We start from the raw sequence: 15,857 nt of genomic DNA, 5'->3' as shown, positions 1-15,857 counted from the left end.
GGGTTGGGCGGCTCAGGGCTCGCGGCGCTGCTGGACGGCGTCCGCTACGAGGTGCTGCCCGCGAGGTCGACCGAGGACAAGGTCCTGGCGCACGTTCCGCGCCGGATCGCCGTCACCGTGACGGCCTCGCCGGTCAGGGGACTGGAGCCGACCGTCGACCTCGCCGTCCGGCTCGCGGGCCACGGCTACCGCGTCGTCCCGCACGTGCCGGCGAGGCTGCTGCGCGACGACGCTCACCTGAAGGACGTCGCGAACCGGCTGCGCGAGGCGGGAGTGGACGACGTCTTCGTCCCGGCGGGCGACGCCGACCCGCCCGCCGGGGCCTACCGAGAGGCGCTCCCGGTGCTGCGCAGGCTCGGCGAGCTGGGCAGTCCCTTCGCCCACGTCGGCGTCACCGGCTACCCCGAGAGCCATCCGCTGGTCCACGACGACGTCCTCGTCCAGGCCATGTGGGACAAACGCGAGCACGCCACCTATCTGGTCAGCAACCTCTGCTTCGACCCGCGGCTGCTCGGGGAGTGGATCGTCCGGGTGCGCCGGCGGGGCGTGACGCTGCCGCTGTACGTGGGGGTCGCCGGGCCCGTGCAGCGGGCCAGGCTGCTGTCCATGGCCGCGAAGATCGGAGTGGGGGAGTCGACGCGCTTCCTGGCCCGGCACCCCTCCTGGTTCCTGCGCTTCGCGGCGCCCGGCGGCTACTCGCCGGACCGGCTGCTGCGACGTGCCGAGGGGGCGTTGACCGCGCCCTCGGCAGGGGTGTCGGGCCTGCACCTGTTCACCTTCAACCAGATCGCCGAGACCGAACGCTGGCGCCGCGCCCTGCTGGACCGCCTCGGCGGATGACGGCACCGGTGCGGGGTTGTTCGTATACGAGAGGAGGGGGCCGGATCGTCCTGCGGCCCCCTCCTCTCGACGCGTGGCGCCCGTACCGCTCAGCGGAAGACCACCGTGCGGTTGCCGTACACCATCACGCGGCTCTCGCTGTGCCACTTCACGGCGTGCGCGAGGACCTGCGCCTCCACGTCCCGCCCCACGGTGACCAGCTCGCCGGGGTCCAGCGAATGATCCACCCGGACCACGTCCTGCTCGATGATCTGCCCCTCGTCCAGGTCCGGCGTCACGTAGTGGGCGGTCGCGCCGACGAGCTTCACCCCGCGGTCGTAGGCCTGCTCGTAGGGGCGAGCGCCCTTGAAGCTGGGCAGGAAGGAGTGGTGGATGTTGATGGCGCGACCCTCGAGCTGCTTGCACAGGTCGTCGGAGAGGATCTGCATGTAGCGGGCCAGCACGACCAGGTCCACGTCCAGCTCGCGAACCAGCTCCAGCAGTCGCGCCTCGGCCTCGGCCTTGCCGTCCCGGGTCACCGGCAGGTGGTGGAAGGGGATGCCGTAGGTGTCCGCGAGGCCTTCGAAGTCCCGGTGGTTGGAGACGATCGCCGGGATCTCGATGTTGAGGGCGCCGGTGCGCCGGCGGAACAGCAGATCGTTCAGGCAGTGGCCGAACCGGGACACCATGATGAGCGTCCGGGTCGGCGTCGAGGCGTCGCGCAGCGTCCAGGAGATCCGGTAGGCCTCGGCGACCGGGCCGAAGCGGTGACGCAGGGCGTCCAGGTCCACGTCCGGGTCGGAGACGTCGAAGTGGACCCGCATGAAGAATCGGTCCTGGAGTCGGTCGTCGAACTGCTGGCTTTCCAGGATGTTTCCGGAGTTGCGGACGAGGAAGCCGCTCACGGCGTGGACCAGACCCGCTCTGTCGGGACACGAGAGCGTCAGGACGTACTCACGGCCAGGTTGCGGTCGAGGGGACATGTGCGGCCTCCGTCGGTGCGTAATGCACAACATGGTGAGCGATACGCAACATGGTCGATGCGGCGCCCCGTCCGGTCAAGGGCGGCCCCACAACTGCTCGCCGAGCGAAATCGTCATCTGCCAACCCCTTGACGTGCGTCTGGACATTCGCAAAGGTGTTCCACCACAAGCAATTGGGTGCACAATGCGCAACGAAGTTCTCTTGAAAGGCTCGGGGCGTGGCAGACCTGTATGTGGCTGGAGAATGGCGGGACCCGCTGGCCGGCGGGCGCAGGGACATCCGCTGCCCCGCCGACGGCACGCTCGCCGTGACCGTCTCCGAGGGGACGCGCCCCGACGCCGAGGCGGCGATCGCCGCCGCCCGCCGCGCCTTCGACGAAGGACCCTGGCCGCGCACCCCCGAGCGTGAGCGCGGCGCCCTGCTGCTGCGCACCGCCGACCTGATCGAGCGCGACGCCGGGGTCTTCGCCCGCGCCGAGTCGCTGGACACCGGGAAGCGGCTCGTGGAGAGCGAGTACGACATCGCCGACGTCGTCTCCTGCTTCCGTTACTACGGCGGGATCGCCGGAACCGACGCGGGCCGCGTCATCGACACCGGCCGCGACGACGCCGTCAGCCGTGTGGTGTACGAGCCGATCGGCGTGTGCGCCCTGATCACCCCGTGGAACTACCCGCTGCTGCAGGCCTCCTGGAAGGTCGCCCCGGCCCTCGCCGCGGGCAACACCATCGTCCTCAAGCCCAGCGAGCTGACCCCCTCCACCTCGATCCTGCTGATGAAGGCGCTGGAGGAGGCCGGACTCCCGGCCGGCGCCGCCAACCTCGTGCTGGGCGCCGGCCCCGAGGTCGGCGCACCGCTCTCCGAGGACCCCGCGGTCGACATGGTCTCCTTCACCGGCGGTCTCGCCACCGGCAGGCGCATCATGGCCACCGCCGCCTCGACCGTGAAGAAGGTGGCGCTCGAACTCGGCGGCAAGAACCCCAACGTCGTCTTCGCCGACGCCGACTTCGAGACGGCCGTGGACTTCGCCCTGACAGCCGTCTTCCTGCACTCCGGACAGGTCTGCTCGGCCGGCGCCCGCCTGATCGTCGAGGACGGCCTGCACGACCGTCTCGTCGACGAGATCGTCCGCCGCGCCCGGCTGATCCGCCTCGGCGGTCCCTTCGATCCCGAGGCCGAGACCGGAGCCCTGATCTCCGCACAGCACCTGGAGAAGGTCGAGGCGTACGTCGCGGCGGGCCTCGCCGAAGGCGCGATCCTGCGCTGCGGCGGAAAACGCCCCGGCGAGCCGGCCCTCGCGGGCGGCCACTACTACCCGCCCACCGTCCTCGACGAGTGCCGGCAGGACATGCGCGTGGTCCACGAGGAGTCCTTCGGCCCGGTGCTCACCGTCGAGCGCTTCACCGACGAGGACGACGCCGTGCGCATCGCCAACGACACCGAGTACGGACTCGCCGGCGCCGTCTGGACGCAGGACGCCGGCAAAGCCCAGCGGGTCGCCCGGCGGCTGCGGCACGGCACGGTGTGGATCAACGACTACCACCCCTATGTGCCGCAGGCGGAGTGGGGTGGCTTCGGGCATTCGGGAGTGGGCCGGGAGCTCGGACCGTCCGGTCTGAGCGAGTACCGCGAGCCCAAGCACATCTGGCAGAACATCCAACCCCGGCCGCAGCGCTGGTTCCGCGGCTGAACGCCGAAATGAGGTCGATCGTGACCCCCACGCAGACCGAGGCGCCGCAGCGGCGTGGCTCGCTCCCGGACTCGGACGGCACAGCGGTCATATCCGTGCGCAATCTGTGGAAGGTGTTCGGGCCCAAGGCCGAGTCGATACCGGGCTCGGCGGAACTGTGCGGTCTCACCCGCCGCGAGCTCATGGACCGGACCGGGTGCACCGCCGCCGTGCGCGACATCGAGTTCGACGTGGCGCCCGGCGAGGTCTTCGTCGTCATGGGGCTGTCCGGCTCCGGGAAGTCCACCCTGGTGCGATGTCTGACCCGGCTGATCGAGCCCACCGCGGGCGAGATCGTCTTCGAGGGCGAGGACATCCGCCAGGCGGACCCGGGGCGCCTGCGCGACCTGCGCCGCCGCAAGTTCTCCATGGTCTTCCAGCACTTCGGGCTGCTGCCCCACCGCCGTGTGGTCGACAACGTGTCCTTCGGCCTGGAGATCCGCGGCATGGGCAGGGCGGAGCGCGTCAAGCGGGCCATGGAGGTCGTCGAACTGGTGGGCCTCGCCGGCTACGAGAACTCCTACCCCGACCAGCTCTCCGGCGGCATGCAGCAGCGTGTCGGCCTGGCCCGGGCGCTGGCCGGCGACCCCGACGTGCTCTTCTTCGACGAGCCGTTCTCGGCGCTCGACCCGCTGATCCGCCGGGGCATGCAGAACGAGGTCATCCGCCTGCACCACGAGGTCGGCAAGACCATGGTGTTCATCACCCACGACCTGTCCGAGGCGCTCAAGCTGGGCGACCGGATCCTGATCATGCGGGACGGCAAGACGGTCCAGTGCGGCACCGGCGACGAGCTCGTGGGCGCCCCCGCCGACGACTATGTGCGCGAGTTCGTCAAGGACGTGCCCCGCGCGGACGTGCTCACCCTGCGCTGGATCATGCGTCCGCCGGCCGACGGCGACCCCCTGGACGGCCCCGAACTCGGCCCGGACGTCGTGGTGCGGGAGGCGACCCGGGCGGTGCTCGCGGCGGAGAAGCCCGTCAAGGTGGTCGAGAACGGCAAGCTGCTCGGCATGGTCGGCGACGAGGAGATCCTCGCGGTGGTCGCCGGGCAGGAAGGCGACCTGCGATGACCGTCGCCGTGGAGAAACCGGAGAAGACCGGGACGGTGGAGCCGGTCGCCCACGCCAGGAGCGCGCGCACCGTCAGCCGGCCCCTGCTGATCGCCGCGATCCTGGTCCTGTGGCTGGCGCTCTTCGCCGTGCTGCGCGGCAGGCAGACGCTGTCCCTGGCGGCGGCCGACCTCACCGATCTGCACCGGTGGTTCAACGACGTCAACGACTCGATCGGCGCGAACCGCGACACCAACCCGCTCTTCCTCTACTTCTTCAACGAGATCCGTCTCGTCATCGACACCCTGGTGACGTTCGTCCAGGAGCTGATCTCGCAGCCGTCCGGCGTCCGGCCCGTCCCCCAGATCGGCTGGCTCGGCGTGGTCGGCATCGCCGGGTACGTCTCGTGGGCCGTGGGCAACTGGCGGGTGGCGCTGCTGGCGGTGGCGGGCTTCACCTTCTTCGGGCTGCAGGGCCTGTGGCAGGAGAGCATGGACACCCTGGCGCTGACCCTGTCCTCGGTCTTCGTGGCGCTGCTGTTCGCGATCCCGCTCGGGGTGTGGGCGGGGGTGTCCGACCGGTTCCACCGGATCATGACGCCCTTCCTGGACTTCATGCAGACCATGCCGACCCTCGTCTACCTCGCCCCGCTGACGCTCTTCTTCCTCATCGGCGGCGGGTCCGCCACCATCGCCACGGTCGTCTACGCGGCCCCGCCGGCGATCCGCATCACCGCGCACGCCATCCGGTCCGTGCCCGAGACCACCGTCGAGGCGGCCGAGTCGATGGGCGCGACCCGGCGGCAGGCGCTGACGAAGGTCCTGCTGCCGATGTCCAAACGGACCGTGGTGATGGGCGTCAACCAGTCGATCATGGCCGCCCTGGCCATGGTCACCATCGCCGCCCTGATCGACGCGCCGGGCCTCGGCAAGACCGTCGTGCAGGCGCTGCAGTCGCTCGACGTCGGCACGGCCTTCAACGCGGGCCTGTCCATCGTCGTCATGGCGATCGTGCTCGACCGGGTCACCACCGCCGCCAGCGTGCGCGAGCAGGCCGCCCGGCGCTCCCAGAGCCGCCTCTCGGCCTGGCGCCGACCCCTGCTGGGCGCGGGCGCGGCCGTCACCGCGGTCCTGGTCTACCTGTCGCACACCTTCCTGTGGGCGGCGGAGTTCCCGGGCGGCGGCGATCTCGGCAGTTCCGTCGCGAGCGCCGCCGACTCCGCGACGACCTGGGTGCAGGACCACTTCTCGGGGATCACCAACGCCTTCCGCGACGCGCTCACCAACGGTCTGCTCAACCCCTTCCAGTCGCTGCTCACGGACTCGCCGTGGTGGCTGGTGGGCGTGGTGCTGGTCGCGCTCGGCGCGGTGCTCGGGGGCCTGCGGGCCGGCATCACCACAGCCGTCTGCGTCGGCCTGCTGGTCGGCACCGGCATGTGGTCGGACGCCATGACGACCCTGGCGTCGACCCTCGTCGCGACGGTGCTGGTGATGCTGCTGGGCGTCGTGTTCGGCGTGTGGATGGGCCGCAGCCCCCTCGTGGACCGGGTGCTGCGGCCCACCCTGGACGCGGCACAGGTCATGCCGCCGTTCGTCTACCTGGTTCCGTTCCTCGCGCTGTTCGGCGCGACCCGCTTCACGGCCATCGTCGCCGCCGTCGTCTACGCGGCCCCCGTCGCCATCAAGATCATCGCGGACGGGGTGCGGAACGTGCCCGCGACGACCGTGGAGGCGGCCACCTCCGCCGGGTGCGACACCTGGCAGATCATCACCAAGGTCCAGCTGCCGATGGCACGCAGCGCCCTGACCCTCGCGACCAACCAGGGCCTGATCTACGTGCTGTCGATGGTTGTGGTGGGCGGCCTGGTAGGCGCGGGCGCCCTCGGCTACGACGTCGTGGCCGGTTTCTCGCAGGGACAGCTGTACGGGAAGGGGCTCGCCGCGGGGCTGGCCATCGTCCTTCTCGGAGTCATGTTCGACCGGATCACTCAGGCAGCGGCGCGGCGTACCAGCGCGTAAGGAGCTACTGGCCATGGCAAGGCAAGCGAAACACTGGAGAACCGGCGCGGTGGGCGTGGCGGTTCTCGGGCTCACCCTCACCGCCTGCGGCGGGGCGAAGGTCGGCGACAGCTCCTCGGAGTCCGGCAGCAGCGCGGGCGGCTCGGGCAAGTGCGGGGCCTTCAATCTCGCGGTCAACCCGTGGGTGGGCTACGAGGCGGACGCCGCTGTCGTCGCGTACGTCGCGGAGAACGACCTCCACTGCAAGGTCACCAAGAAGGATCTGAAGGAGGAGATCGCCTGGCAGGGCTTCGGGACGGGCGAAGTGGACGCCGTCCTGGAGAACTGGGGCCACGACGACCTGAAGAAGAAGTACGTCACCCAGCAGAAGACGGCCGTGGAGGCCGGCTCGACCGGGAACAAGGGCATCATCGGCTGGTACGTGCCGCCGTGGCTGGCGAAGGCGCATCCGGACATCACCGACTGGAACAACCTGAACAAGTACGCCGCGAACTTCAAGACCTCGGAGTCGGGAGGCAAGGGCCAGCTCCTCGACGGCGACCCGTCGTACGTGACCAACGACGAGGCGCTGGTGAAGAACCTGAAGCTGGACTTCAAGGTGGTGTACGCGGGCAGCGAGACCGCGCTCATCCAGGCCTACCGCAGGGCCGAGAAGAACAAGGAATGGGTGATCGGCTACTTCTACGAGCCGCAGTGGTTCCTCTCCGAGGTGCCGCTGGTGAAGGTGAACCTGCCCGCCTACAAGACGGGTTGCGACGCCGACGCGGAGAAGATCGCGTGCGACTACCCGGTGTACGACCTCGACAAGATCGTCAGCGCCAAGTTCGCCAAGTCCGGCAGCCCGGCCTACGACCTGGTGAAGAAGTTCAACTGGACGAACGACGACCAGAACGTCGTGGCCAAGTACATCGCGGTCGACAAGATGACCCCCGAGGCCGCGGCGAAGAAGTGGGTCGACGCCAACCGCGCCAAGGTGGACGCCTGGATCAAGTGACACGGGACGCCTGACACGGGTGCCGGTCGGACATGCCCGGCGGGCGGTGCGCACAGTTGCGCACCGCCCGCCGGGCATCGCTCTTTCCGGCCCGTCGTCATGCCTGGTCCCCGGCCTGTTCTCCGCCGTGTTCCGGGGCCTGTCCGCCGACGCTCCGGACCTCTTGACACCCACGGGCACGACGGGCACATTGAGTTGCGCAACCTGAATCAAGTTGCGTACAAAGCAACTGGCCCGGCTGAACAGGTTTTCGAACCGGAGGTGCGGCGATGGCGGGACCCCGAGTGGTCATCATCGGAGCGGGCGTCGTGGGCGCGGCACTCGCGGACGAGATCTCCGCGCGAGGCTGGACCGAGGTGACCGTGGTCGACCAGGGCCCGCTGCCCGCCACCGGAGGCTCCAGCTCGCACGCCCCCGGACTGGTCTTCCAGACCAACTCCTCCAAGACGATGACCGAGCTGGCCCGCTACACCGTCGAGAAGTTCTGCTCCCTCGACGTCGACGGACAGCCCTGCTTCCTCCAGGTCGGCGGACTCGAGGTGGCCACGACCCCCGAGCGCCTCACGGAGCTGCACCGCCGGCACGGGTGGATCGCCGCCTGGGGCGTGGAGTCCCGGCTGCTCACCGCCGAGGAGTGCGTCGAGCAGCACCCGCTGGTGAACCCGGAGCGGGTTCTCGGCGGCCTCCTGGTCCCCACCGACGGCCTCGCCAAGGCCGTCCTCGCCGTGGAGGCGCAGATCCGCCGGGCCACCGCGCGGGGAGTGCGCTTCCTGGCCCGCCACGAGGTGCTGGACGTCCGGCAGAGCGAGGGCCGCGTCACCGGCGTCCACACCGACCAGGGCGAGATCCCCGCCGACATCGTCGTCTGCTGCGCCGGCATCTGGGGCCCGAAGATCGCCCGCATGGCCGGCCTGAACCTCCCGCTCACCCCGCTCGCCCACCAGCTCGCCTGGACCGGCCCGGTGCCCGCGCTGGCCGGCCAGACCGAGGAGGCGGTCCGCCCCATCCTGCGCCACCAGGACGCCGACCTCTACTACCGCGACCGCTTCGACGGCATCGGCATCGGCTACTACGGCCACCGCCCGATGCCGATCTCCGCCGACGACATCCTCTCCGTGGACGAGGCCGACACCATGCCCTCGGTGCTGAAGTTCACGGAGGAGGACTTCGAGGACGCCTGGACCGAGACGCAGTCGCTGCTCCCCGCGACCAGGGAGGCCAAGGTCGAGGAGGGCATCAACGGCCTCTTCTCCTTCACCACCGACAACTTCCCGCTCCTCGGCGAGTCGCCGGACGTCAAGGGCTTCTGGGTCGCCGAGGCCGTCTGGGTCACCCACTCCGCCGGCGTAGGACGCGCCATGGCAGAGTGGCTGGTCGACGGCCACTGCTCGTCCTTCGACCTGCACGAGTGCGACCTCAACCGCTTCGAGGCGCACCAGCTGTCCCCGGAGTACGTCCTGGCCCGCGACTGCCAGAACTTCGTCGAGGTCTACGACATCCTCCACCCCCTGCAGCCCTCGGGGAAGCCGCGCCCGATGCGCACCAGCCCCTTCCACGCCCGCCAGCAGGAGCACGGCGCCTTCTTCCTGGAGGCGAACGGCTGGGAGCGCCCGCAGTGGTACGAGGCCAACGCCCACCTGGTGGAGGGGCGTTCCCTCCCCACACCCGGCGACTGGGCCGCGCGGTACTGGTCGCCCATCGTCGGAGCCGAGGCCCAGATCACCCGCGAGACCGTCGCCCTCTACGACATGACGGCCCTCAAGCGCCTGGAGGTGACCGGCCCCGGCGCCGCCGCCTTCCTGGAGCGACTGGTCACCGGCAAGGTCGCCAAGTCCGTCGGCTCCGTGACGTACACCCTGCTGCTGCACGAGGACGGCGGCATCCGCAGCGACATCACCGTCGCCCGGCTGGCCCCCGACCTGTTCCAGATCGGCGCCAACGGCAACCTGGACCTCGACTGGTTCACCCGCCACCTCCCCGCCGACGGCACCGTCCAGGTCCGCGACATCACGTCCGGCACCTGCTGCGTGGGCCTGTGGGGGCCGCTCGCCCGCAAGGTGCTCCAGCCTCTGACGGACGAGGACTTCTCGGGCGACGGCCTGAAGTACTTCCGCGCCAAACGTGCCTACATCGGCTCGGTGCCCGTCACCGCGATGCGGCTGTCCTACGTCGGCGAACTCGGCTGGGAGCTCTACACCACCGCCGACCAGGGCCGGAAGCTGTGGGACATCCTGTGGCGCGCCGCACGGCCGCTCGGCGGCGTCGTGGCCGGCCGCGGCGCCTTCAACAGCCTGCGCCTGGAGAAGGGCTACCGGTCCTTCGGCGCCGACATGACCTACGAGCACGACCCCTACGAGGCCGGCGTCGGCTTCGCCGTCAAGGCCGACAAGGACGACTTCGTCGGCAAGGCCGCCCTGGAGCGCCGCAGGGCCGACGTCCGGCGCAGGCTGACCTGCCTCACCATCGACGACCCGCAGTCACTCGTCCTCGGCAAGGAGCCGGTGTACGACGGCGACCGCGCCGTCGGCTACGTCACGAGCGCCGCCTGGGGCTACACGATCGGCAAGGGCATCGCCTACGCGTGGCTGCCCGCCGAACTCGCGACGGCGGGCGCCACCGTGCACATCGGATACTTCGACCGGCGCGTCGAAGCGGTCGTCGCCGAGGAGCCCCTGTTCGACCCCACCATGTCCCGCCTGCGCGGGTGAACCCGACGTCGGTCCCGGGGGAAGGGACACCGCCGGCGACTGCACCAGCCGGCGTCCGCCGAGAGGAGCGCGAAGGACGTATGCACGCGCCGCTGCCCGAACACCCGCCGTACCCGCACCGCGCAGAACACGGAGACGCCCGATGAGCCCCCGCACACCCGGCGCCGAGCTTCCCGAACACCCCGACTGGCTGTGGCGCAACCCCGCACCGAAGCGGTCGTACGACGTGGTGATCGTCGGCGGCGGCGGACACGGCCTCGCCACTGCCCACTACCTGGCGAAGAACCACGGCATCACCGATGTGGCCGTGCTGGAGAAGGGGTGGCTCGCGGGCGGCAACATGGCCCGCAACACCACCATCATCCGCTCCAACTACCTGTGGGACGAGAGCGCAGGCATCTACGAGCACGCGCTCAAGCTGTGGGAGGGCCTGGCGGAGGAGCTCGACTATCCGATCCTGTTCTCCCAGCGCGGCGTGCTGAACCTCGCGCACAGTCTCCAGGACGTCCGCGACAGCGTGCGCCGCGTGGAGGCCAACCGCCTCAACGGCGTGGACGCCGAATGGCTCGACGCGGAGCAGGTCAAAGAGGTCTGCCCGATCGTCAACACCGCACCGGACGTGCGCTATCCGGTCCTCGGCGGCACGTACCAGCCGCGCGCCGGCATCGCCAAGCACGACCATGTCGCCTGGGGTCTGGCCCGCTCGGCCGACGCCGCCGGCGTCGACATCATCCAGAACTGCGAGGTCACCGGCCTGGACGTGGTCGACGGCCGGGTGGTGGGCGTGCAGACGAACCTCGGACCCGTCGCGGCGGGCAAGGTGGCGCTCTGCTCGGCGGGACACACCTCGGTCCTCGCGGCGATGGCCGGCATCGAACTCCCGCTGCAGAGCCACCCGTTGCAGGCGCTCGTGTCCGAGCTGCTGGAGCCGGTGCACCCCACGGTCGTCATGTCCAACGCAGTCCACGTGTACGTCAGCCAGGCGCACAAGGGCGAACTGGTGATGGGGGCGGGCATCGACGCGTACAACTCGTACACCCAGCGCGGCGCCTTCCACATCATCGAGGAGCAGATGTCGGCGGCCCTGGAGCTCTTCCCGGTCTTCGCCCGCGCCCACGTGCTGCGCACCTGGGGCGGCATCGTCGACGTCAGCCCCGACGCCTCGCCCATCGTGGGCCTCAGCCCCGTCGAGAACCTCTACCTCAACTGCGGGTGGGGCACCGGCGGTTTCAAAGCGACCCCCGGCGTCGGCTCGGTCTACGCCCACACCATCGCCCACGACACGCCGCACCCCCTCAACGCCCCCTTCTCGCTCGACCGTTTCACCACCGGCGCGCTCGTCGACGAGCACGGCGCGGCCGCGGTGGCCCACTAGAACCTCCAGGACCACTGGACCCTTCGGGAGCCGAACCCATGCTGCTCATCCCCTGCCCGTGGTGCGGGCTCCGCGACGAGGCCGAGTTCCACTACGGCGGCCAGGCCCATGTGCCCTACCCCGAGGACCCGTCCGCCCTCACCGACGAGGAGTGGGCCCGCTACCTCTTCTTCCGTGACAACCCCAGGGGCCCGTTCGCCGAACGCTGGAGCCACTCGGCGGGCTGCCGCCGCTGGTTCAACGCGGTCCGTGACACCTCGACGAACGAGATCCTGTCGGTGTACCGCTCGGGCGAGGAACGCCCGGCGACCGCTGAGCCGAGGCCGGTGCCGTCAGCCGGAGCGGCCTTCGGGCCGGGTCCGGCCACTTCCGAGCCGGGCCCGGCGTCACCAGCCCGTCCGGCGCCCGAGGGCGAGACCGGTCGGGCCGCAGGGGGGCCCGGGAGCGCGACCCCCGGAACCGGGGACGAAGGGGCGCAGCCCCTCGAGGACGGGACGGGCAGGGGCGGCGGGAGCGGGACCACCCAGCCGTTCCGCCACCCCACCCGAGGCCGGATCGACCGCGACACCCTCCTCACCTTCACCTTCGACGGCACGGAGTACCAAGGCCACCGGGGCGACACCCTCGCCTCCGCCCTCCTCGCCAACGGTGTCGTCCAGGCCGGCACCGGCATCAAGCTCGGCCGTCCGCGGGGCGTCTTCTCGGCCGGCGTCGAGGAACCCAACGCGGTCGTCCAGATCGAGGCCCCGTTCCCCGAGCCGATGCTCCCCGCGACCACGGTCGAGCTCTACGACGGCCTGGTCGCGAGCAGCCTCCCCGGCCAGGGCCGCCTCGCCACGACACCCGACCCGGCCCGTTACGACGCCGTGCACGCCCACTGTGACCTGCTGGTCGTAGGCGCGGGCCCGGCCGGCCTCGCGGCGGCCGCCGCGGCGGCGGGCAGCGGAGCGCGGGTCATCCTCGCCGACGACCGGCCCGAGCCGGGCGGCAGCCTGCTGGGCACGGGCGAGCACCTCGACTGGGTGCAGGAGGTGACGGGACTGGTCGAGGCCGCGCCCGAGGTACGCGTCCTGCGGCGGACGACCGTCTTCGGCCACTACGACGACAACCATCTCCTCGCCGTCGAGCGCCGTACCCACCACCTCGGCGCCGACGCCCCCGCGCACGTGTCCCGTGAACGGGTCTGGCGGATCCGCGCACGCCGTGTCGTCCTCGCCACCGGCGCCCACGAGCGCTCGCTGGCCTTCGCGGACAACGACCGCCCCGGTGTGATGCTGGCCGCCTCGGCCCGTACCCACCTGCACCGCCACGGCGTGCTGCCCGGCCGCCGCGCGGTCGTCTTCACCACCAACGACAGCGCCTACGCGGCCGCCCTGGATCTGCACGCGGCCGGCGTGACGGTTTCCGCGATCGTGGACACCCGGCCGGACGCGGGGGAGTGGGCCGAGCGGGCCCGCACAGCCGGCATCGAGGTGCTGACCGGGCACGCCGTGGTCGGCACCGAGGGCGAATCCCGTCTGTCCGCCGTGACCGTCGCCCCGTACGGAGAGGTCGTCGGGCAGCGGGAGTTCGCGGCCGACCTGCTGCTGGTCTCCGGCGGCTGGAACCCGGTGGCGCACCTCTTCAGCCAGGCGGGCGGCAGACTGCGGTTCGACGCGACGCTGGGCTCGTTCGTGCCCGACGCCTGCCGGCAGGCGGTCGAGGCGGCGGGCGGCGCGGGCGGTGTCCTCGACCTGGCCGCGGTGCTGGCCGAGGGCGCGGCGGCCGGCGCCCGCGCCGTCGAGGCCGAGGGACACACCCCGCGGACTCCCCGCCTCCCGGCGGTCGCCGCACAGCCGCGGCCGACGCCGTCGATGCAGGTGTACGCCGTGCCCGGCCGGCCGGACGCGCCCCGTTTCGTCGACCTGCAACGAGACGTCACCGTCGACGACCTGACCCGCGCGACCGGCGCCGGCATGCGCTCGGTCGAGCACACCAAGCGCTACACCACGGCCGGCACGGCGAACGACCAGGGGAAGACCTCCGGCGTCCTGGCCGGCGGCGTCGTCGCCGAACTGCTCGGCGTGGACGTGTCGGCGCTCGGCACGACGACGTTCCGGCCGCCGTACACGCCGGTCTCCTTCGCCGCCCTGGCGGGCCGCGACCGCGGTGCGCTGCACGACCCGATCCGCACGACGGCCCTGCACGCCTGGCACGTCGGGCACGGCGCCCTGTTCGAGAACGTCGGCCAGTGGAAGCGCCCCTGGTACTACCCGCAGGACGGCGAGGACATGGAGAGCGCCGTGCTCCGCGAATGCGCCGCCGCCCGCGAGAGCGTGGCCTTCATGGACGCCTCCACCCTCGGCAAGATCGACGTGCAGGGGCCGGACGCCGCCGTCTTCCTCGACCGGCTCTACACCAACATGATGAGCACCCTGAAGGTCGGCATGATCCGCTACGGCGTCATGTGCCGCCTCGACGGCATGATGCTCGACGACGGCACCGTCATCCGACTCGCCCAGGACCGCTTCCTGGTCACCACCACGACCGGCAACGCCGCCGCCGTCCTGGACTGGATGGAGGAGTGGCTCCAGACCGAGTGGCCCGAACTGAAGGTCCACTGCACGTCCGTGACCGAACAGTGGGCGACCGTCGCGCTGGTCGGCCCCCGCTCCCGCGACGTCCTCGGCTCGCTCGCACCGCTCCTCGCCGTGTCCGACGACGACTTCCCGTTCATGGCCTGGCGCGAGACGACGGTCGCCGGCGTCGAGGCCCGGGTCTGCCGGATCAGCTTCTCCGGCGAACTGGCCTACGAGATCAACGTGTCACCGTGGCAGGCCCTCGCCCTGTGGGAGGCGCTGTACGAGGCCGGCGCCCCGTACGGCATCACCCCCTACGGCACCGAGACCATGCACGTCCTGCGGGCCGAGAAGGGCTACCCGATCATCGGCCAGGACACCGACGGCACGGTCACCCCGCAGGACCTCGGCATGAGCTGGGCGGTCTCGAAGAAGAAGCCCGACTTCATCGGCAAGCGCTCGTTCGCCCGCGCCGACACCGTGCGCCCGGACCGCAAGCAGCTGGTCGGCCTGCTCCCCGAGGACCCGGCCGCCTTCCTCCCCGAGGGCACGCACCTGGTCGCCGACAGCGTGCTGCCGGCCCCGCCCGTGCCCATGCTCGGCCATGTCACCTCCAGCTACCGCAGCGCAGCCCTCGGCCGCACCTTCGCGCTCGCCCTGATCAAGGGCGGCCGTGACCGCATCGGCGAGCGGCTGTACGCCCCGGTGGGGGACCGGCTGGTGCCGGTGACCGTCGCAAGCCCCGTCCTCTTCGACCCCGAGGGAGCCCGTCGCGATGGCTGACACCGTCTCCTCCGCCCCGCCCCGCAGTCCGCTGTCCTCCTGCGCCGCCCGCTTCGCCGCCGCGACCCGTACCTCGCGGGGCGCGGTGCGACTGGCCGAACTGCCCTTCCTGTCGCAGCTCGACGTACGTCTGGACGCCAAGGGCTCGGCTGCCGACGCCGTGGGCCTGGCACTGGGAGTGCAGTTGCCCCTCGAGCCCAACGCCGTCGCCCGGGCCGGCGGGTCGACCGCGCTGTGGCTCGGCCCCGACGAATGGCTGCTGGTGGCCCCCGCCGGCGGGCAGCGGGACCTGGAGCGCCGGATCCGCGCGGCCGCCGGGGACGACCCCGTCGCCGTCACCGACGTCTCCGCCCAGCGCACCACGTTCCTGGTCAGCGGTCCCCGGGCGCGCGACGTCCTGGCGCACGGCTGCTCCCTGGACCTGCATCCGCGCGCCTTCGGACCGGGACGCTGCGCGCAGACGACGCTGGGCCGCGCGCAGGTGGTGCTGGTAGCCCGGGACGACCCCGGGGCCGGTTTCTGGGTGCTGGTCCGCTCCTCGTTCGCCGGCTACCTGGCGGACTGGCTGCTGGACGCGGCCACGGAGTACCTCTGACGCGGCCGCCTCCGCGATCGGGCCACCACGGCGCACACCGGCACACCCCTGTGGTTCACCGCCTTCGCGGTCCACCGGTTCCCGCAGTACCCCATCCCTGTCGAGGCGCACGCCGAGCCCTGCGTCCCACCACGAGGAGAGCGCGGATGTCCGTCCTGAACACGTCCCTGCACGAGCTCGATCCGGAGATCGCGGCCGCGGTCGACGCCGAGCTGCACCGCCAGCAGTCCACGCTGGAGATGATC

General features: G+C 71.3%; 10 protein-coding genes. 9 read left to right on the top strand and 1 reads right to left on the bottom strand.

Annotated features, from left to right (window positions below; genetic code table 11):
• Window positions 1-3: 3 nt before the first annotated feature.
• Window positions 4-840, top strand: a complete 837-nt coding sequence (locus ACN6LD_RS35675; RefSeq protein WP_319187657.1) for a methylenetetrahydrofolate reductase — start codon at window positions 4-6, stop codon at window positions 838-840.
• An 89-nt stretch (window positions 841-929) separates the two neighbouring features.
• On the opposite strand, the gene purU is transcribed toward ACN6LD_RS35675, so the two are convergent.
• Window positions 930-1,802, bottom strand: coding sequence for a formyltetrahydrofolate deformylase (purU, locus tag ACN6LD_RS35670; protein ID WP_319187655.1), 873 nt, complete (start codon window positions 1,800-1,802; stop codon window positions 930-932).
• Window positions 1,803-2,020: 218 nt separating this feature from the next.
• Here purU and ACN6LD_RS35665 point away from each other — a divergent pair, with 218 nt between their 5' ends.
• The 8 genes from ACN6LD_RS35665 (at window position 2,021) to ACN6LD_RS35630 (ending at window position 15,612) form a co-directional block, all read left to right on the top strand.
• Window positions 2,021-3,490: an aldehyde dehydrogenase family protein gene (locus ACN6LD_RS35665; RefSeq protein WP_445045326.1), complete on the top strand. Its 1,470-nt coding sequence runs from the start codon at window positions 2,021-2,023 to the stop codon at window positions 3,488-3,490.
• Between the two features lie 20 nt (window positions 3,491-3,510).
• Window positions 3,511-4,602 (top strand): quaternary amine ABC transporter ATP-binding protein, encoded by a 1,092-nt coding sequence (locus ACN6LD_RS35660; protein WP_319187651.1) that lies wholly within the window; start codon window positions 3,511-3,513, stop codon window positions 4,600-4,602.
• Window positions 4,599-6,599, top strand: a complete 2,001-nt coding sequence (locus ACN6LD_RS35655; protein ID WP_445045325.1) for an ABC transporter permease — start codon at window positions 4,599-4,601, stop codon at window positions 6,597-6,599. The genes ACN6LD_RS35660 and ACN6LD_RS35655 overlap by 4 nt, the downstream gene beginning before the upstream one ends.
• Window positions 6,600-6,612: 13 nt before the next feature.
• Window positions 6,613-7,593 carry an ABC transporter substrate-binding protein gene (locus tag ACN6LD_RS35650; protein WP_319187647.1) on the top strand — a complete coding sequence of 327 codons (981 nt, stop codon included), beginning with the start codon at window positions 6,613-6,615 and terminating at the stop codon, window positions 7,591-7,593.
• 269 nt (window positions 7,594-7,862) lie between these two features.
• Window positions 7,863-10,301 carry a GcvT family protein gene (locus ACN6LD_RS35645; protein ID WP_319187646.1) on the top strand — a complete coding sequence of 813 codons (2,439 nt, stop codon included), beginning with the start codon at window positions 7,863-7,865 and terminating at the stop codon, window positions 10,299-10,301.
• Window positions 10,302-10,443: 142 nt separating this feature from the next.
• Window positions 10,444-11,676: a sarcosine oxidase subunit beta family protein gene (locus ACN6LD_RS35640; RefSeq protein WP_319187645.1), complete on the top strand. Its 1,233-nt coding sequence runs from the start codon at window positions 10,444-10,446 to the stop codon at window positions 11,674-11,676.
• A gap of 38 nt (window positions 11,677-11,714) precedes the next feature.
• Window positions 11,715-15,017 carry a sarcosine oxidase subunit delta family protein gene (locus tag ACN6LD_RS35635; protein ID WP_445045324.1) on the top strand — a complete coding sequence of 1,101 codons (3,303 nt, stop codon included), beginning with the start codon at window positions 11,715-11,717 and terminating at the stop codon, window positions 15,015-15,017.
• Window positions 15,010-15,612 (top strand): sarcosine oxidase subunit gamma, encoded by a 603-nt coding sequence (locus ACN6LD_RS35630; RefSeq protein WP_445045323.1) that lies wholly within the window; start codon window positions 15,010-15,012, stop codon window positions 15,610-15,612. Before ACN6LD_RS35635 ends, ACN6LD_RS35630 begins: the two co-directional genes overlap by 8 nt.
• Window positions 15,613-15,857 lie beyond the last annotated feature (245 nt).

The sequence above is a fragment of the Streptomyces sp. SAS_272 genome (assembly GCF_052543235.1).
The sequence above is the reverse complement of the archived record's forward strand: the minus strand, read 5'-3'. Positions and strand labels throughout refer to the sequence as shown.